Genomic DNA, 18598 nt, shown 5'->3' with positions numbered 1-18598 from the left:
TAAAAAGAGTAGTGAGTTTGTTAGCTTAGTTTCATAAGTAATGGGTGTTGAGGAATAGCGCGCGGTAATCAGAGTGGTATTGCCAGCATCGATTCATCATCGCGACAATACACTCAGAATTAAGCTGGCTGCGAGGCAGCAGCGATGCCGCGTAGTTGGATAACATCAGCACGTGGCGGCGCGCCAAACATGCGGCTATATTCGCGGCTGAAGTGGGAAGGGCTTTCATAACCCACCCGGTAGCTGGCCGTGGCCGCTTCCAGCCCTTCTGCCAGCATCAGCCGTCGGGCTTCGTGCAGGCGTAGTTTCTTCTGGTATTGCAGCGGCGACATGCGTGTGACTTGTCGGAAGCTATGGTAAAGCGTCGATTCGCTCATGTTGGCGGCGGCGGCCAGCTCGCTGATCTTGAACGGTTGCGTGTAGCGTTCTTTAAGAGCGCAGATGACCTTGGCAATCCGGTTGGCTTGGGAGTCAGAGGCGGCAAATCGGCGCATGTGAGGCCCCATTGCACCCATGAGTGCCCGGTAGACTAGCTCGCGCCTAGCTAGGGGCGAAAGTATCTGAATATCTTCCGGTGAGTCGAGCAGGCTTAACAGCCGATAGAGCGCACCCAGCATAGGTGTGTCCATGGGCGCCGATTTTAATCCACAGTCTGTCTCGGGGCAGATAGTATCATTTCCCGCGGGCGGTGCTTTGTCACCCAGTTCCAGTATCAGTCCTGCTACCTCCTGAGGGTCTACCGAGACTTTTACTGCTAGGTAGGGGATTTCCGGAGTGGCATGGTCAATTCTGCCTACCACCGGTAGGTGAATGGCGCTTCCCATATAGCTAGGCCCGGTGTAGACGATCTCCTTGTCACCCAATAGCACTGTCTTGCTGCCCTGAATGACAAAGCACAGGCACGGTTCGTATACGGCGCAGTGAAAGGTGGTGGGGGCGTCAGCACGTATCAGTTGCACCTCGGGAATCGCCGTATTCTGAAGCTCCTCCAAGGGCGTCCAGCGACGGACAATTTTGCTTAATTGCTGCGGCAGGCTGTCACTGAAATAGGTGGCCTGCTCAGGCACGGTATCGGTCAATGGCTCTCCTCCCTAACAGCCTGCAGTATATGTCTTCGCTGCGCGCATAGGAGGCTTTTTCAGTTTTTTTGCAGGATCGGGCAAGCACTGGGTAGAAACCGGCAATCCGTGCCGCGTGTCAGAAAACGGTCATTATGCTAAAAAATCGAAACAGCGCGATGATCCAAATACCTCGCCAAGTGAAGCCTTTCACTCCTCACGACAGAAATAGGCAATCTTACCGCAGGAACCCGATACCTCCATTGCCCTTAAAGACCCTACCGTAGAGAGCTTCTGATTAGGAGCTAGCAACCCCCTGTCAGCCTCCTTGATAAAAAATCGACCGTTGACCTATTGACCTCAACTTAACTTGAGGTTGCAAAGTGGATGTCGAATCTGACGCTACCCAACCGACTAGTTAAACGCTAACCACCAATGCGGTACGCAATTATATAACCAACGCTGATATCGGTTTCCGATAGTCACTGGAGCAAGTAATCATGGGAAGTTTGGATCAAAGTGCTCGCTCAACGAGTTGCCGGGGAATCATCCCGTTGCTACTGGTAATGGCTTTGCTTACCGGCTGCAAGGCCAAGAGCGAGGAGGCGGCAGCTTCGCCACCACCGCCGCCAGAAGTAGAGGTGGTGAGTATGGTTTCCCAACCGGTAGTGTTGAGTGAAACCTTCACCGGGCGAGTAGAAGCGGCGGAAACGGTGGAACTAAGACCTCGCGTCAGCGGCTATATCCAGGAGGTGGCGTTCGAGGAGGGAGAGCTTGTGGAGCAGGGGGATCTACTGTTCCTGATTGATCCGCGCCCATACCAAGCCCGTGTTAGTGCCGCCCAGGCGGATCTAGCCCAGGCCAGGAGCCAGCAGGCTCAAGCGGGCAGTGAAGCTGAGCGTGCTCGGGTCTTGCTGGGGCGTCAGGCGATTTCACAGGAGGTGCACGACCAGCGTCAATCGGCCCTGAGTACTTCTCGTGCCATGGTCGATGCCGCTGAGGCAGCGCTGCAGACCGCCGAGCTTAACCTTGAGTACACCCGCATTACAGCGCCGGTCAGTGGTCGTGCCGGTCGGGCAATGGTGACCCGAGGCAATTTGGCTAACGCTGACCAAAGCCTGCTGACGACTCTCGTGACCATCGACCCGATTCATGTCTACTTCGAAGCGGACGAACAGGCCGCTTTTGCCAGCCAAGTCCTGCTAACTGATGAAGAGAGCAGCCTGAAGATTGAGTTGGGCGGAGATCCGCAGCGTCAATACAGTGGCACGCTGGACTTTATTGATAACCGTTTAAACCCCAGCACGGGAACACTGCAGTTCCGGGCTCGGTTGGCCAACCCTGATGGCCGTATCCGGCCGGGAGAGTTTGCCCGGGTTGAAATGCCGATAGCGAGTTTGGAACAGGCGCTGCTGGTGGAACGTAAGGCAATTTTGACCGACCAAGATCGTCGCTATGTCTATGTCGTTGATGGTGACAATCGGGCAGAGCGTCGCCAAGTAGCGACCGGTCGTCAGATGGGGGAGCAGATGGTGATCACCGAAGGACTTAGCCCCGGTGATCGAATTATCGTCAACGGTGTGCAAAAAGTGTTCTTCCCTGGAATGGAAGTGAACCCGCAAAGCGCCGTTGCCGCCTCGACTGTCGATGCCCCACCCACCACCCTTGCTGCTAGGGAAGAGTAAACCGCCATGAATTTCTCCCGTTTCTTTGTCGACCGACCGATCTTTGCGGCGGTGCTGTCGATTATCATCCTGGCGATCGGACTGATCTCCATCCCCAACCTGCCGATTAGCGAGTACCCGGATGTGGTGCCACCCTCGGTGGTGGTGCGCACGGTCTATCCGGGTGCCAACCCGAAGGAGATCGCCGAGACGGTAGCGACGCCTTTGGAGGAAGCCATCAATGGTGTCGAGGACTTGATGTACTTCAAGTCCGTCGCAGGCTCTGACGGCGTACTGCAGATGACCGTCACCTTTCGCCCTGGTACTGATGCGGAGGAGGCGGCCGTCAGGGTGCAGAACCGGGTAAGTCAAGCCGAGGCGCGCTTGCCGGAAGCCGTGCGTCGCCAGGGCGTGACCACCCAGAAGCAGTCGCCCACTTTCCTGATGGTTGTTCACCTTACTTCGCCCGGGGGCGAATACGACACTCTCTATCTGCGCAACTACGTGCGGCTGCATGTCAGAGATCGTCTGGCCCGGCTAGAAGGGGTAGGGGACGCCCAGATATTTGGTGGTGGTGACTACGCCATGCGTGCCTGGCTCGATCCCGAGCGGGTGGCGGCGCGTGGTCTCACCGCTAGCGATGTAGTGGCTGCCATGCGCGAGCAAAATGTCCAGGTATCCGCCGGGCAGTTGGGCGCTGAACCGATCGGAGAGAGTGATTTTCTGACCCTGATCAACGCCCGTGGGCGCTTGGAGACGGCGGAGGAGTTTGGCGACATCGTGCTGAAACGCGGTGACAGTGGCGACATTCTAAGGTTGTCGGATGTGGCCCGACTGGAGATGGGCGCTGGGGACTACACTCTGCGTTCGCAGCTTGATGGCAATGATGCGGTCGCCATTGGTATTTTCCAGGCGCCGGGTGCCAATGCGCTGGCTATCCGCGAACAGGTGGTGGCCACCATGGATGAGTTGGCCACGCAGTTCCCTACCGGTGTTGAGTATGAGGCGGTCTACGACACCACTATCTTTGTTAGCGATTCGATCAAGGCAGTCGTCAAAACCCTGCTGGAAGCCGTGCTGCTGGTGGTACTGGTCGTTACTCTATTTCTGCAAACCTGGCGCGCCTCCATCATTCCTCTATTGGCGGTGCCAGTATCGGTGATCGGCACCTTTGGGGCGCTCTATCTGTTGGGGTACTCGATCAACACGCTGACCCTATTCGGGCTGGTGTTGGCCATCGGCATTGTGGTCGACGACGCCATCGTGGTGGTGGAGAACGTCGAGCGCAACATCGGTGAAGGTCTCAATCCCCAGGCCGCGGCCCATCAGGCGATGAAAGAGGTCTCTGGCCCAATCGTTGCTATCGGCTTGGTGCTGTGTGCGGTGTTTATACCGATGGCCTTTCTTTCCGGGGTGACCGGGCAGTTTTACCGCCAGTTTGCGGTAACGATTGCCATCTCTACTGTTATCTCCACGATTAACTCTTTAACCCTGTCGCCCGCTTTGGCGGCGATGCTGCTCAAACCCCACGACGCGCCTAAGGATCGACTCACCCGGCTAATCGATTGGCTATTCGGCTGGATTTTTCGGCCCTTCAATCGCTTCTTCAACGCCAGCGCAGAAAAGTACCAGGGCGGCGTGGCGCGTTCCCTAAAACGGCGTGGCGCGGTATTCATGGTTTACGCTCTATTACTCACCGGAACGGGATTGATGTTCAAGGTGGTGCCACCCGGCTTTATTCCGGTGCAGGACAAGCTGTACCTGATTGCCGGCGTTATTTTGCCAGAGGGGGCATCCCTGGAGAGAACCGATCAGATGCTCCAAGAGGTGGTAGATATTGCCATGGAGACCGACGGTGTTGAGCACGCCATTGCCTTTCCTGGCCTTAACGCGCTGCAGTTCACTAACACTTCCAACACAGGAGTAGTGTTTCTCACCCTTAGCCCCTTTGGCGAGCGTAGCCTCACCGCCGCAGAGATAAACGCCAGGATTAATCAGGGCATAGGAGGCCTAAAAGAGGGCTTTGCGTTTGCGTTTATGCCGCCCCCCATTCTGGGTCTTGGCAATGGGTCGGGCTACCAGATGTTCATCGAGGATCGCGGCAACCTGGGTTATGGAGCGCTGCAGGGAGCGGTTAATCAGCTCCAGGGCGCTATCGCCCAAACGCCAGGGATGGGCTTCCCGATTAGCAGCTACCAATCGAATGTGCCGCAGTTAGATGCCGAGGTCGATCGGCTGAGGGCTAAAGCCCAGGGAGTGCCACTAACCGAGCTATTCGACACTCTGCAGATCTATCTGGGTTCGACCTATGTGAATGATTTTAATCGCTTTGGCCGAACCTGGCAGGTAATTGCCCAAGCGGACGCTCCTTACCGGACTAGCGTGGAAGACATTGCCCGCCTGCGTACCCGCAATGACCAGGGCGAAATGGTGCCTATTGGTACCATGGTAAATATCACACAAACCTTCGGTCCAGACCCGGTACTGCGCTACAACGGCTATCCGGCGGCGGACTTGGCCGGGGAGGCTGACCCTAGGTTGCTCTCTTCTGCTCAGGCAATGGATGCGATCAATGCCTTGGCAATGGAGGTGCTGCCGCCGGGCATGGCGTTCGAATGGACCGACCTAAGTTACCAGCAGTCCACCCAGGGAAACGCTGCGCTGGTGGTCTTTCCACTGTCGATTCTGCTGGTGTTTTTGGTGCTGGCGGCACTCTATGAAAGCTGGACGTTACCCTTAGCGGTGATCCTGATTGTCCCCATGTGCATGCTCTCGGCACTCATCGGCGTCTGGTTTGGTGATGGCGACAACAATATTTTCGTACAGGTAGGATTGGTGGTGCTAATTGGCTTGGCGTGTAAGAACGCTATTCTGATTGTGGAGTTCGCCCGCGAGCTGGAACTGCAGGGCAAAAGTGTGGTGGACGCGGCCCTAGAAGCCTGCCGACTGCGACTGCGCCCCATTATTATGACCTCGATCACGTTCACCGCCGCTGTGCTACCGTTGGTCATTGCTACCGGGGCGGGCGCCGAGGTGCGGGCAGCGCTGGGTACGGCGGTGTTTGCCGGCATGGTTGGGGTCACCCTGTTTGGGCTTTTCCTCACGCCGGTATTCTATGTGGCGCTGCGTAAACTCTCTGGCTCTCGCCCGCTTGTCAGTCATCACCTCTCTACTTTGGCCGCTGAATAATGATGCCGGCCAGGAAGGGGCACTAGAAGGAGGGCCTTGCTAACGTACTCATGCGCATTCTGGCCAACAGAGTGTGGCGCAGTTGAGCAATCTAATACGCCACTTTGGCTCGGCCAAAGTGGCGTGTTGGAGACGCTTACCGAGATGATATCTTGACCTTTACTTTGCTAGTGGGCGTCATGTTTGTGTTTCCGGTACAGCCACCACACATCGAAGCCAAATGAGTAGCTGAGTGAGGCTAACGCACTCAGTGCCAGCAGGCTGGCAACAAGAGGAGAGGTGAATGGCGTTAACGCCAGCAGCAATGCAATGACCTGCCACACGCACACTGCTTTACGCCGGAAACTTTCGAATAACGGTGCTTTTAACCACGCAAACGGCCAGCTAGCGGCGATAAATAAATAACGCATGCCGCCAATCAGTAGTACCCAAGCGCCTAGATGTTCGCTCTGCAATAAGCCAATGCAGAGTATCAGGATTAATACTGCATCCAGCTCCATATCAAAGCGCGCGCCAAACGTGGTGTGGGTTTTAGTGCGCCTGGCAATCCAGCCATCCACACCGTCCAGTAATAACGCGATGACGGCCACCGCTAGCCATAGCCAAATTGCGTTAGTAAAGGCATTCGCTGCCAGTGCCCCTGCCACGATGGCGACGAGTACGCCGCGCCCAAGCGTTACCCGGTTTGCCCAACCGAGCGGGCCATGGGGCCAAAAACTTACCACCAGTACGCCCATCACGACGTAGAAGCCAACTGCCAACCACCAGTTTGCAGCGCTGGCGACTAATCCCGGCAGCATCGATCCTAAGCCTGCGAGTAATAGGCTGGCCAGGGCTATCTCAGCCAAGGTGTAAATACGCTTGGGCAAAGAGACACTGGAGGTGTTGGAGAAAGAGAGCATGCTTACTCGCAAAGCGGCTGACTGGCCCGCGGTTGAATTAAAGTGTGCAAACTATTTCTTATGTACCATTCTTGTATAAGAAGGTAAGGTTGTCCATGATGTGAATATAGTTGTTTCAAATCATCTTCGCGCTTACAGGGGTTAAGCAGCCAGGGCTTAAGCAGCCGCTTCGCTTTCTAGGCTACGCTGTATGGAGGGATGAAGCGCTTAAACCATAAGGAAATGTCATGTTGCCGCCTGATACCGCTACGGCTTTTTGGGTGACCCACCCTACCCATGGTGAGCTCAAGCAGGAGCCACTAGCATCACCCGACGACAATGAGGTACGGGTTCGTGCCCTTTATAGTGGCGTAAGCCGTGGCACTGAGTCGCTCGTGTTTAACGCACGGGTGCCGCAAAGTGAATATTTGCGCATGCGCGCTCCCTTCCAAGCGGGTGAGTTTCCTACTCCTGTGAAATACGGCTACTGCAACGTTGGTTATGTGGAGCAGGGGCCAGATCATTTATTTAATAAAACTGTCTTTTGCCTTTTTCCGCACCAGGACTACTACGTCGTTCCGGTAGACGCTGTTTTAGCGCTCCCCGACGACGTACCCGCTTCCCGTGCCGTGTTAACCGCCAATATGGAAACTGCCATTAACGGTGTGTGGGATGCTAATCCCATGCTTGGCGAGCGCATTTGTGTGGTGGGCGCTGGCGTCGTCGGTGTACTGGTGGCGTATCTGTGTGCGCAAATTCCAGGTGTAGAAGTACGCCTGGTCGACATTAACCCCGAGAGAGAAGCGCTGGCAACGCATTTGGGGATTCCCTTCTGTACACCAGAACAGGCACCCAGCGACCAAGATTGCGTGATCCATGCTAGTGGTCAGCCGGATGGCCTGAGGCTGGCCATGAGCTTGCTGGGCAACGAAGGCCGGGTGATTGAAATGAGCTGGTTTGGCGAAGGCGATGTGTCGCTACCACTCGGGGGCGCTTTTCACTCCCAGCGTTTAACGCTTCGCGCCAGCCAAGTTGGGCAACTGCCTACCAAGTTGCAGCCGCGCTGGAATTACCGTCGCCGTTTAGCGCTCGCTTTACGCTTACTCACCGACCCGCGGTTAGATGCGCTGATTAGCGGTGAGAGCGATTTTGCCGATTTTCCAACGCTGGCGCCTGCTCTGTTTGGGCCTGATAGCACAGCGCTTTGTCATCGAATTCGTTACCCATTGCCCGCTTAGGCGATGTGGCTTATTTAACACGACAGGAGTGTCTATGTACCGTTTATGCGTTCGTGACCATTTCATGATTGCCCACAGTTTTAATGGGGAAATATTCGGCCCTGCCCAACGCACCCACGGCGCCACCTATGTCGTGGACGTAGTATTCCAGCGCCCTGAACTTGACCAGGATGGTCTAGTGATTGATATCGGTTTGGCTAGTGAGACGGTTAAAGAGGTGCTGGCGGCTTACAACTATCGCAACCTTGATGAGGTAAGCGAGTTTAGCGGTAAAAACACCACCACAGAATTTATGGCCAAGGTGATTTTTGACCAGTTGGCGGCTGCCATTAAAGCAGGAAGAATGGGCACCACCGCTCAGGGGCTGACGCACATGGAGATCAAGCTGCATGAATCTCATGTGGCGTGGGCAAGTTATGAAGGGGCGCTATGAGTCAGCCATTGACCTTGATAGTGGCTGGCGATCCAGACCAGCGTACCGGTGGGTATATTTACGACGCCCATATTGTCGCTGCACTGCGCGAGCGTGGGCTGACTATCAATGTGGTGGGGTTGGCAGGGCGTTTTCCAGATGCCGATGATGAGGCTGCTCAGTCGCTCGCCGACACGCTTTCCGCGTTGCAGGATCGTGCGCGGGTCATTATCGACGGTTTGGCCATGGGGGCGCTGCCAGAGGTAGTGGCTGTCCACGCTGAGCGCCTTGATATCACTGCGTTACTGCATCATCCGTTAGGTGATGAGCAGGGCTTGAGTGAGCTGGATCAGCAGCGTTTTCACCGTTGCGAACTGCTCGGGCTGGCGCATGTGCATAGAGTGATTGTGACCAGTCGCTTTACTGAACGCCGTGTAACAGCACTGGCGGAACAGTACGCGCTGCCATTTAGTGCCCCTATCAGCGTGGTGGAACCTGGCGTTGAACGTGCTCCATTCAGCTCCGCGGCGCAACCCAACGAACCTATCCGCCTGCTATGCGTGGCAACGCTGACCCCGCGCAAGGGGCAGGATATTTTGGTTCAAGCCTTGGCGGGTGTTGAGAGCGGGCACTGGCGATGCGACTGCTTTGGCGGTGCGCGTGATGCTGCATTTACGGATCGCGTTCAAACACTGATCGACAACCATCAACTTGGTGATCGGGTAACGCTTCACGGCGAATGTGATGCAGCGACCCTGGAAGCCGCGTATCAGAATGCCCATGCACTGGTGTTGCCTTCTTGGTATGAAGGTTACGGCATGGTGGTGACTGAAGCGCTAGCCCATGGCTTGCCGGTTATTACCACCACCGGCGGTGCGCTGAGAGATACCTTACCCAAAGGGGCTGGCATCAGCGTAGCACCGGGGGATGTTGAGGCGCTGTCGAGGGCGCTGTCGGCTTTCTGCCACGATGAGGCACTACGTACTGAACTACGCGCAGGCGCCGCCACCGCACGTGCCCACTTGGGTGACTGGCAGGTTGCAGGGGAGGCGTTTGCCAATGCGCTGCAGCAACCTTCGACATTGTTGGCAGGAAGCCAATTTACCGCGGATTGGCTATCGCTGCGTGAAAGCGTCGATGCCAATTCGCGCAGCCAAGCATTGGTCGATGCACTAGCGAGCTGGTTATCAGAAAATCAGCAGAGAGCAGAACCTTCGTCGCCAATAACACTGGCGGATTTAGGCTGTGGACGCGGCAGCAATAGCCAGTTTCTTGCACCTCGCTTGCAGCATGCCCAGCGCTGGATGCTGATTGACCATGATTCTGCCTTACTTAATGAAGCCTACTCGCGAACCAGCCAATTGAACACCGGTAAAAGTGAACCGCTGCAGGTCGAAACCCACTGCGTCACCCTTAAACAGCTTGATCACCCAGCTCTTACGCGCTGTGACGTAGTGACGGCATCTGCGCTGATTGACTTGGTATCTCAAGAGTGGATTGATGCCTTGGCTGCACAGTGCGCTAAACATCGCCAAGCGCTTCTTGTCACTCTAAGCATTACTGGCGAATGGTACTTTACCAATGCCCAGCAGCAACCTCTGAACGACCTTGACGATCGCTGGATCAGTGAGCTGTTCAACGCACACCAGCGTCGCGATAAGGGCTTAGGCGGTGCATTAGGCGGTGCTGCCCACAGCGCGCTAGCTAACGCGATGGCTGGCCACGGTTATCGTGTTAACGAGGCTGAAACACCATGGCGCTTGGCAGCGGGCAAGCCAGCGCAGTACCCCTTAATGTGCGCGTTGATTGAAGGATGGGCGAGCGCTGCTAACGAACAGGCTCCAGAGGCGGCGTTACGGATTGCCCAGTGGCGTAATGAGCGCCTAAGTCAGGTAGCCAAAGGCGAGATCGGTATTTGGGTAGGCCACCGCGACTTGCTGGCGCTGCCAGCGGACGAGGGCTAACCCCATGCGACGCTGGCGCTGGCTGAGAACCCCGTGGGTGCAAAAAGGGCTAGTGAGCTTAGGGCTGCTGGCCGCTGTTGCCCTGTGGGTAGAGCCAGATGCGGTGATGGCCGAAGTGCAGCGTTTTGCGCCGGGTTGGATGGCGCTGGCGCTGTTGATCAGTGTGCTGCAAGTGATGCTGAGCGCGTGGCGCTGGCAGTTGACGGCAGGCTTAATCGACGTGCCGCTGCGCTACCGTTATGCACTGCGGGAGTACTACTTAGCGTTGTTGGTTAACCAACTCCTACCAGGCGGTGTGTTGGGTGATGCGGGTCGTGCTCATCGCCATGCCCGTCAGTCTTCTTCGAAGGGAAGTGCTTGGCGTGCGGTGGTGATTGAGCGTGCCTCTGGGCAGCTGGCGATTGCACTTTACACACTAATCGCCTTGTTCACGTCACCACTCTGGCTAACAGCGCTGGGCTTCAGTGGCTTGATGGTAGTGGCGGGCGTAGCGGTTATCGTGATGGTGGCCGGTGTGACGCTGATGGTCTGGCTGCGGCGCTCGGCGGTAACGCTACCCGCTTGGTGCGCTGCATTAGGGCAGGATATGCGTCGCGGGCTACTGCAGCGCGACGTATGGCCACGGCAACTGATCTCTTCTCTTGCTATCGTGCTTAGCTATGGCCTGGTGATGGTCTGCGCGGCTCGGGCAATCGGCATAGAGCTGGCGACCTTAGATATTTTGGCGTTGGCTCCAGTGTTGCTGCTTGCCATGCTGGTACCCCTTTCGATTGCTGGATGGGGGTTGCGGGAAGGCGCCGCCGCAGGCATTTGGATGTTTGTTGGCTTGCCTTCGGCGCAAGGTGTGGCGATATCACTGGCGTATGGTGTGTTAGTACTGATGGCTAGCCTGCCAGGTATTTGGGCAGCGCTGGCTTCACGTACACATGCTACGCCGTCTGGTTCTCAGTCAGGCAGTGCGTCCGCTCAGCACTACGTCGAACAGCGTGTCGTCCCCGCACCGGAAAGAGCGCATCGTCGGGCGCAACGCATTCTCAAGGGTATCGATGGGCGTCATCTGCAGCCCGGGTCGGCCGGAACCGATCAGCAGCGGCGCAACCAGCAAATGCAAGCGGTCGACCGCGTTCGCTTCAATGAATTGCGAAACAGTGACGCCGCCGCCTTCTACCAGTACCCGCGTAAGACCACGCTCCGCCAGCAGGGCAATAACGTCGTTAGGGTGGAATTGACCGTTGGTATCCAGCGGCAGCACGCAGTGTTCGGCGGCCGTTGGCGCCACCGTTGCTTCTGGCCCGGTGAGATGCAGCGTGGGTGCGGTAGACGAGGTGAACAGTGCCAAATCAACGGGCACACGTCCTCGTGGGTCAATCACCACTCGGGTGGGGTGTTTGCCCGCCACATGGCGCACGGTGAGTTGAGGATTATCAGCACTCGCCGTACCCGCGCCGATCACCACGGCATCGGCCAGCGCTCGCAGCCGGTGCAGATGCACCAAACTTTCAACGCCATTGATGTAGTGGGAGTGACCACTTTCCGTGGCGATGCGCCCATCCAGGCTTTGCCCCAGTTGGGCAACCACCCAGCTCGAATGACGCACCAGTGGCAGCAAACACGTCAACAGCTCCTGCGCGGCGCTTGTGACTGCGCAGGAAGAGTGCCAACCGCCATGGGTATCAAGCGTCATAGTGGCGTCACTTTTGATGCCCTGTTGAGTGTCCAGCAACCATGCCCACGCTTGGTCGATATCGATCGTTACGTCGTTGCTACTAGGCATGGTATCTCCACTCAAAAAACAGCAACTCATCATGCGGGGCCATGTTGCCCGACGCAAGCAAACGTTGTCCGCCCCAACCGGCAACTTGGAGGCCTACATGTATCACATTGAACGCGCTATTTTCGATATTCGCCGTGGATTGCCCGTGGTAATTAATACCGGAGAGCAACGTCTGTTGGTACAGGCTCTTGAAGGCAGTGTGTCGGTCGATTCACTGGCGAAACTCTCCGGCTCTCGGCCAGCACTGGTATTAACGCGTCATCGCTTGCAGGCAATGGGCATGTCGCTCAAGGCGGATGCGGCCTGCTTACCGCTCACCGAGCAAATCAGTGAGCGTGATTTGCATCACCTTGCTGTGTCTCATACCGCGTCGAAGGCTCATTCGCTGTTAAGCGGCCTGAAGCCTGCTGGCGTGGGAGAGAGAGGCGCTGTGGCACTTATGCGTCGTGCGCTATTGATACCGGCGGCGCTCTGCGCAGAGGTCAGTGCGACATCCGCCGAGCATATTGCTCAGCAGTTATCCAAAGGCGAGCTGTTAGAAGTTAATGCTCGCGATGCAGAGGCGTGTTTAGCCGGTGCGCCGGGGATGCTAAAGCGTGTCAGTGAAGCGCGTATTCCTCTTGAAGACGCGCCTGAGAGCCGCTTTGTGCTGTTCCGTGAACCTGATGGTTTGCGTGAGCATGTGGCCGTAGTGATTGGTGATTTGAAAGCCAATCATGGGGCGGTTCCTTTGAGGATGCACTCGGCTTGCCTCACTGGCGATCTGTTCGGCAGCCTGCGCTGTGACTGTGGCGAACAGTTGCGTAACGCGGTGGCTGATATTCAAGCGATGGGTGGCGGCGTGCTGCTTTATTTAGCACAAGAGGGGCGGGGAATTGGCTTAGCCAATAAACTGCGTGCCTACACCTTGCAAGATGGCGGTTTAGACACCGTCGATGCCGATCAAGTACTAGGGTTTGGCGACGACGAGCGACAGTACGCCGTCGCGGTGGATATGCTCAATGCGCTAGCGATCGATAAAGTTCAGCTGTTGACCAACAACCCGCTAAAAATGGCAGCGCTGCGTGAAGGGGGGATTGAGGTCGTCTCACGTCAGGCGCTCTACGGCAGTGTGACGGATCACAATCACCGCTACCTAAGCGCCAAAGCCAACCGAGCAGGGCATTTCTTAGACGAAGTGCTTGAGGGTCGTGGGCGTTAATCTGGCGTTTTACCAGTGATAAGCGGTGGCAGGTGGGCGGTTTCGGCCACCACCTGCGCCAACTGAGTGGCGTAGTGCCTGACTAACCGTTCACCCAATGCTTGATGAGCACCCGTTGCATCACCGGCAACGCCGAACCTACTCAGGTCCTCGGCAAGCCAGGCAAACGCTGCACTACCCTCTGGGCTGACCAAGGCGTCACCTTTAGGCATTGCCGGTGGAGTAGGTTGGTAGTTATCGAGCTGCACTAGCTTCGGTGCTAAATGCAGCATGATGGCGGTTTCCAGCAGCCCGCCATGCAACCCGTAGCGCAGCTCATCGGCATTGATAGCACCTTCCAGTGGCGGAAGGCGTGTATAGGTGGCTTTCACCACGCGCATTTCAAACTGCTTGCGTAGGGTCAGTGCGGCAAGGTCCATCACGGCTTTATTGCCACCGTGGCTATTAATCAGCACCAGCTTTTTTATCCCCGTACGCGCAATGCTTGCGCCGTAAGCCTCTAGCGTTGCAATGGCGAGTGGGGCGGGTAGGCTAAGCGTTCCAGCAAAGCTGGCGTGTTCGTCGCTCGCACCGACGGCAATTGCTGGCAGACACAGTACGTCGAGTGCTGGGTCAATCATGTCTAACATGGCGGCTTGTAACCCTTCACCAATGATCAGGTCGGTTCCCAGCGGCAGGTGGGTACCATGCTGCTCAATGGCCCCCAAGGTGATCACTGCGACTGGATCACTTTCGGCAATCGAGGCGAGTTGGGGAGCGGTGAGGGTTTGCCAGTGGTAAATCATGCAGGTTCTCTTGTTTTGAAAGCTATGTTTTAAAAGCAGTGTTTTAAAAGCCGTGTATTAAAATCGTTTTTTGAAGAGTTATGCGGATGCGTTTAACAGCGGATGATCGGCGCGGCAGGCGTAGAGATCCCCAGAGGCCAAACCGTCAACGCCATCGTTAAGCCACTGGGTAATGGTTTCAGGGGGCTGCCAGGTTGCCCAGCGAAAGTGGCGCTGCTCACCGGCAATTGCATTGAAGCGGTAGTCGCCAAGGCGGGACAGCTGTTCAACGCAGGCATGGCTGACCTCTAACACGCCCGCAACAAACTCTACCGAAAGCGCTGCCACTGGGTGGTTAAGCCCCATCAATACTTCTGCTTCAAACCCTTCAACATCAATTTTTATAAAGCTTGGTTCACCGTAAGTGGTGATCAGTTGATCCAGTGTAGTGACTTCCACTCTTAGCTGCTGTTCCCACTGTACGTGCTGAAAGCCGGGGTTCCGTTCGCCCACCTGATGTCGCCATTCGGTCGCTAGGGTAGAGAGGGTCGGGTTGCTAACACTGATAGCGATATCCGCATGGCCGGGCTGCGGTCCAGCGGCCAGTGGTAAGAGCGTGATGTTAGGCTGATTAAGTATCCGTTTAAACCATTTGGCCAGTGCTGGTTGTGGCTCTAGTGCTACTACCTTAGCACCTAGCGCGTGGAAGGCGGCACTACGGTCGCCTAAGTGAGCGCCAATATCAAAAGCGATATCGCCCGGTTGAATAAACGGACGATATAACTGTTTCAGACCCTTTTGCCTTCCAGGCCGCCAGTAAATAAACAGTGAACGCGCCATACCGCTGGCACTGCGCAGCCGATGAAAAAAAGCAGAAGGCATTAGTAGGGCTCCTTAACAGGTGGCGCATGCTCGGTTGCTGTTTGAACGTGACATCGAAATGACTGGCAGGGCATATCGCCTGGCTGTGCTTGGGGAAGCGCTAGAGAAAGTGTTAGCGACGAGCGAGCTAAGGTGGCACTGGATTGATGGCTGCGGCTTTCTAACGCGACAAACTCCTCCAAAAGCGGTGGTTGTTGTGCTGAACTAGGTGTTTGCAGTAAGCTGAACTTGCGGCTAACGAGGCCTCCCCAGGTGGCACTGCTGGAGTATTTCACCAGTGGAGCAGCTCCAATCAGCCCCAGCCATGCGGGGGTTAACCAGCCGAACGCCGAGGGTGAAAAAAGCATCATCGTGCCTGCCCAGGCCATACCACACAGCGTCATCCACCCGGTGTGGTGCCATGTCTCTCGCCAACTTAGCGAGCGCTCCCCCCGGTGTTGGGTTTGCCAGTCGATAGCTCGGCCAATCAACACGTTGATGATAAATAAGCTATGCCACGCCATCATCAGTGGTGCAATCAGAGCAGCAAACAGAATTTCCAATAGCGTGCTGGTGACAAGCTTGAGTCGCCCGCCATACGCATGGGGACATTGCCAGAACGTTAGCAATAGCCCCATCAGCTTGGGCGCAATCAGCATACCCAGCGTTACACTTAACAGCCCCAGAGAGAGGGCTTCAGGCAACGGTGGGTTTGAGGTGGTCTCAATGGCTTGATACCCCACCATCAGGCTGGTGCAGAGCAGAAGCCCAAGCCAAACAAGCGAAGAAAGGTAGGCAAACGCGCCGAATAAAAAGTGGAGTCGACTAATCGGGTGAAACCCTGCGCCGGTGAGTAGGCGTAAGTGCTGCAGATTGCCCTGTAGCCAGCGGCGGTCACGCTTGGCAAAGTCGAGCATGTTACTCGGCATGGCTTCAAAGCTGTTGTGTGACGCGCTAGCGTAAGGGTTATGACGAGATACGGCGGTGGTCGCAGAGGTATCCAGCAACACCTGCCAGCCACCTCGTTTCAGGAGAGCCGCTTCGACGAAATCGTGGCTTAATAGCTCTCCTCCCAGCGGAGGCTTTCCTGGAAGAATAGGTAACCCGGCATGGGCCATAAAGGCCCGTGTGCGAATAATCGCATTATGGCCCCAGTAATTCGCCGCATCGCCCTGCCAGAAGCTTTGGCCCGCTGCCAGCATCGGGCTGTAAAGTGCTGAAGCTAGCTGGGTAAAACGACCAAATAGCGTGCGTTGGCCAACGGGAATCGGCACCGTTTGAATAAGTCCTACGCTGGGTTGGCGCTGCATCCGATGGACTAAATGCAGTAGCGTAGCGCCACTCATTAGGCTGTCGGCATCGAGCACCACTAAATAGTCATAGCGGCGACCCCAGCGGCGGCAAAACTCGGCAATATTGCCAGCTTTTCGGCCGTCATTATTAGGGCGTCGCCGATAATGAACGGCTATCTGCCCAGCAAGGCGCTGTTGCAAGGCAGCTACATGGGCCGCTTCGATGTCTGCCATGGTCATGTCTTGGGTGTCGCTCAATACAAACACTTCAAAGTGTTTGTTGATAGCACTGGGTGTTCCTGCCCCATACGTTTCTGCTTGCTGGAGAAGTGAACGACACGTTGCTTCTAGCCCTGCAATGGTCGGGATGGGAGGCTCTGCATAAATAGGCATTACTAACGCTGTGCGGCTGACTAACAGGCTAGCATTAGGATTTTTAATAGTTTGGCGACGTAAACTGAGCGGATCTCGGCGTAGCACACAAAGCACAAAGCCACATAGTGCCCCCCAGAAAGCCAGCGCTATCCAAGTGAACGTTAATGCAAATAGGATCAACATGGTGAGCTGCCAACCAATGGCAAGGTTGGCAACGACCTTCGCCATCGCAACGCAGCCACCGATGCTGGTGGCTAACACTGTAAAAGCAAGGAAGGCTCGGCGACCGTTAAGCCAGGGCATCGAAGGCCGCAACGCGTGGAGATCAGGCATCGGGATACCACACGTAATTCCAGGTTTCAGTAATCGGCTCTCCTTCGACCATCAGCCGTAGCCGGATATCACTGGGCTCGCTGCTGGGGGGCAATCGGAAAGTGGCTCGTTGTCCGTTGTTGGGCAGTGTTTTGACTTGAGGTAGTAATACCTCGCCATTTAGCACGCTGATGTCCAGCTCGATTGGCTCGCTTGATGTCAGATCATCCAGTTTGCCGCCCTGGAAATCGACGATGAATTGGCGCTGATCAGCAGACGGGGAGTCGGCCTCGCCTGGAACCGCTGCGCCTCCATGGCGGGTACGCACCACCTTGCCCAGTGAATTAGCCTCGGGCTGTTCATTGAGCGTAAACGTTCGATAGTGAAGGTGGCGAGACTCGCCAGCAGTGAGCGCCTCCTCGGCCACCCAATAAGCCACTATATTGTCGTGAGTCTCATCTGGCGTGGGAATTTCGACGAGTTCTACATGCCCTGGTCCCCAGTCAGCAAGGGGTTCGACCCATTGGCTAGGGCGGCGATGGTAGCGGGCTTCAAGGTCCAGGTAGCGGCTAAAGTCCCGCTCCCGCTGCATTAGACCAAACCCAGAAGGGGCATCGTCGATAAACGCTGATACTCGAACCGATGAGGGGTTTTGCAACGGCCGCCAGATCCACTCGTCGGCCCCCGTGTGGATTAGCAAACCATCGGAATCATGTACCTGAGGACGAAAGTCATCAGCTCGCTCGGTGCTGGCTTCCCCAAAGGTGAACATGCTGGTGAGCGGCGCAACCCCTAGCTTTGCTATATCAGAACGTGCAAACAGCGTTGCTTCTACATCTGCCTCAGTGCTCTCGCCCGGCGTTAACGTAATGCGGTAGGCTCCGCTTAGCGATGGGCTATCCATGAGTGCGAGTAGCGTAACGCTGTCAGAATCTTCATCAGGCTTATAGAGCCAGAATTCGCGAAATTCGGGAAACTCTTCACCACTGGCTAATGCGGTATCAATGGCAAGGCCACGGGTAGAAAGGCCGTAGGCCTGGTCGCGTCCTACTAGACGGAAGTAGCTTGCGCCAAGGAAAACAGCAAATTCATCGGCATAATCATCACTATTGATAGGATAGTGCAGCCTAAAGCCGGCATGACCGCTTCCTGTCAAATCATGCTCTAACAAGCGGTTGGCATCACCATCGTACTGAAAGTCATCGGCCGAGAAGGAGAGTGGTTCAACGTCACCATCGTCGATCACATTAATAGTGACGGGTGTTTGAAATATAAATCCGCTATGAAATAGCTGCATACTGAAAGGGCTTTCATCGCGCCAGTAGGCTCGCTTGGGATTGAAACGGATTTGTCGATACAGGTCGTAATCTAACGACGTCAAAGCGCTGGGAAGCGTCTCGTTTGGGGGTTGATAAGGCGCATCGGCCAGGGTTTGGGCACGCTCAATAACGTGGTCAAAAACACCATCATCGTTAGCAACCGCAGAAAAGGCGATCAGACAGTTAAATGACAACATCCATTTTGCTGCAGTACGAACACTCATGGGCGAGTTCCTTTCGATTGCATGCCAGCATGGTAACCATAAAATCAGTATATGAAATATTTCAACAAAA

The 18598-nt window shown here is 55.9% G+C and carries 13 protein-coding genes and 1 pseudogene; 7 read left to right on the top strand and 7 right to left on the bottom strand.

Going from position 1 to position 18598, the window contains the following annotated elements:
* Window positions 1-119: 119 nt before the first annotated feature.
* Window positions 120-1079 (bottom strand): AraC family transcriptional regulator, encoded by a 960-nt coding sequence (locus CEK60_RS09705; protein ID WP_089038839.1) that lies wholly within the window; start codon window positions 1077-1079, stop codon window positions 120-122.
* A 479-nt stretch (window positions 1080-1558) separates the two neighbouring features.
* On the opposite strand from CEK60_RS09705, the gene CEK60_RS09700 reads away from it, so the two are divergent.
* Entirely contained in the window at window positions 1559-2743 is a 1185-nt protein-coding gene (locus CEK60_RS09700; RefSeq protein ID WP_089038838.1) for an efflux RND transporter periplasmic adaptor subunit, read from the top strand.
* A 6-nt stretch (window positions 2744-2749) separates the two neighbouring features.
* On the top strand, window positions 2750-5911 hold the full coding sequence (locus CEK60_RS09695; protein WP_089038837.1) for an efflux RND transporter permease subunit: 3162 nt from the start codon (window positions 2750-2752) through the stop codon (window positions 5909-5911).
* A gap of 167 nt (window positions 5912-6078) precedes the next feature.
* Here the strand turns inward: CEK60_RS09695 and CEK60_RS09690 are convergent, their stop codons facing one another.
* Window positions 6079-6813, bottom strand: a complete 735-nt coding sequence (locus tag CEK60_RS09690; RefSeq protein WP_089038836.1) for a CDP-alcohol phosphatidyltransferase family protein — start codon at window positions 6811-6813, stop codon at window positions 6079-6081.
* A 227-nt stretch (window positions 6814-7040) separates the two neighbouring features.
* Between CEK60_RS09690 and CEK60_RS09685 the strand changes: the two genes are divergently transcribed.
* From CEK60_RS09685 to CEK60_RS22680, 4 genes and pseudogenes are all read left to right on the top strand, one after another.
* Window positions 7041-8030 (top strand): zinc-dependent alcohol dehydrogenase, encoded by a 990-nt coding sequence (locus CEK60_RS09685; protein ID WP_089038835.1) that lies wholly within the window; start codon window positions 7041-7043, stop codon window positions 8028-8030.
* A 34-nt stretch (window positions 8031-8064) separates the two neighbouring features.
* On the top strand, window positions 8065-8463 hold the full coding sequence (locus CEK60_RS09680) for a 6-pyruvoyl trahydropterin synthase family protein (RefSeq protein ID WP_089038834.1): 399 nt from the start codon (window positions 8065-8067) through the stop codon (window positions 8461-8463).
* A complete protein-coding gene (locus CEK60_RS09675) occupies window positions 8460-10406 on the top strand; it encodes a glycosyltransferase (protein ID WP_089038833.1) in 1947 nt (648 codons plus the stop codon). Before CEK60_RS09680 ends, CEK60_RS09675 begins: the two co-directional genes overlap by 4 nt.
* Window positions 10407-10410: 4 nt before the next feature.
* A pseudogene (locus CEK60_RS22680) lies at window positions 10411-11292 on the top strand (lysylphosphatidylglycerol synthase transmembrane domain-containing protein); the annotation flags it as partial.
* 63 nt (window positions 11293-11355) lie between these two features.
* On the opposite strand, the gene CEK60_RS22675 reads toward CEK60_RS22680, so the two are convergent.
* Window positions 11356-12090 carry a RibD family protein gene (locus tag CEK60_RS22675; protein WP_232471519.1) on the bottom strand — a complete coding sequence of 245 codons (735 nt, stop codon included), beginning with the start codon at window positions 12088-12090 and terminating at the stop codon, window positions 11356-11358.
* Between the two features lie 187 nt (window positions 12091-12277).
* Here CEK60_RS22675 and ribA point away from each other — a divergent pair, with 187 nt between their 5' ends.
* Window positions 12278-13381, top strand: coding sequence for a GTP cyclohydrolase II RibA (ribA, locus tag CEK60_RS09665; protein WP_089038831.1), 1104 nt, complete (start codon window positions 12278-12280; stop codon window positions 13379-13381).
* Here the strand turns inward: ribA and CEK60_RS09660 are convergent.
* From CEK60_RS09660 to CEK60_RS09645, 4 genes are all read right to left on the bottom strand, one after another.
* Window positions 13378-14166 carry a creatininase family protein gene (locus tag CEK60_RS09660; protein ID WP_089038830.1) on the bottom strand — a complete coding sequence of 263 codons (789 nt, stop codon included), beginning with the start codon at window positions 14164-14166 and terminating at the stop codon, window positions 13378-13380. The two genes, ribA and CEK60_RS09660, sit on opposite strands and share 4 nt — an antisense overlap.
* 78 nt (window positions 14167-14244) lie before the next feature.
* Window positions 14245-15027: an FkbM family methyltransferase gene (locus CEK60_RS09655; protein ID WP_089038829.1), complete on the bottom strand. Its 783-nt coding sequence runs from the start codon at window positions 15025-15027 to the stop codon at window positions 14245-14247.
* Window positions 15027-17006, bottom strand: a complete 1980-nt coding sequence (gene mdoH / locus CEK60_RS09650; protein ID WP_089038828.1) for a glucans biosynthesis glucosyltransferase MdoH — start codon at window positions 17004-17006, stop codon at window positions 15027-15029. The genes CEK60_RS09655 and mdoH overlap by 1 nt, the downstream gene beginning before the upstream one ends.
* Window positions 16999-18528 carry a glucan biosynthesis protein gene (locus tag CEK60_RS09645; RefSeq protein ID WP_089038827.1) on the bottom strand — a complete coding sequence of 510 codons (1530 nt, stop codon included), beginning with the start codon at window positions 18526-18528 and terminating at the stop codon, window positions 16999-17001. Before CEK60_RS09645 ends, mdoH begins: the two co-directional genes overlap by 8 nt.
* Window positions 18529-18598 lie beyond the last annotated feature (70 nt).

It is taken from the genome of Halomonas sp. N3-2A, from assembly GCF_002216165.1.
Taxonomy (GTDB): Bacteria; Pseudomonadota; Gammaproteobacteria; order Pseudomonadales; family Halomonadaceae; genus Vreelandella.
Note: the sequence above shows the minus strand (reverse complement) of the source record. Positions and strands in the feature narration are given on the sequence as shown.

Coding starts and splice junctions, on each gene's coding strand:
- CEK60_RS09700 (WP_089038838.1), top strand. CDS start 1,559: ATGGGAAGTTTGGATCAAAGTGCTCGCTCAACGAGTTGCCGGGGAATC.
- CEK60_RS09695 (WP_089038837.1), top strand. CDS start 2,750: ATGAATTTCTCCCGTTTCTTTGTCGACCGACCGATCTTTGCGGCGGTG.
- CEK60_RS09690 (WP_089038836.1), bottom strand. CDS start 6,813: ATGCTCTCTTTCTCCAACACCTCCAGTGTCTCTTTGCCCAAGCGTATT.
- CEK60_RS09685 (WP_089038835.1), top strand. CDS start 7,041: ATGTTGCCGCCTGATACCGCTACGGCTTTTTGGGTGACCCACCCTACC.
- CEK60_RS09680 (WP_089038834.1), top strand. CDS start 8,065: ATGTACCGTTTATGCGTTCGTGACCATTTCATGATTGCCCACAGTTTT.
- CEK60_RS09675 (WP_089038833.1), top strand. CDS start 8,460: ATGAGTCAGCCATTGACCTTGATAGTGGCTGGCGATCCAGACCAGCGT.
- CEK60_RS22675 (WP_232471519.1), bottom strand. CDS start 12,090: ATGACGCTTGATACCCATGGCGGTTGGCACTCTTCCTGCGCAGTCACA.
- ribA (WP_089038831.1), top strand. CDS start 12,278: ATGTATCACATTGAACGCGCTATTTTCGATATTCGCCGTGGATTGCCC.
- CEK60_RS09660 (WP_089038830.1), bottom strand. CDS start 14,166: ATGATTTACCACTGGCAAACCCTCACCGCTCCCCAACTCGCCTCGATT.
- CEK60_RS09655 (WP_089038829.1), bottom strand. CDS start 15,027: ATGCCTTCTGCTTTTTTTCATCGGCTGCGCAGTGCCAGCGGTATGGCG.
- mdoH (WP_089038828.1), bottom strand. CDS start 17,006: ATGCCTGATCTCCACGCGTTGCGGCCTTCGATGCCCTGGCTTAACGGT.
- CEK60_RS09645 (WP_089038827.1), bottom strand. CDS start 18,528: ATGAGTGTTCGTACTGCAGCAAAATGGATGTTGTCATTTAACTGTCTG.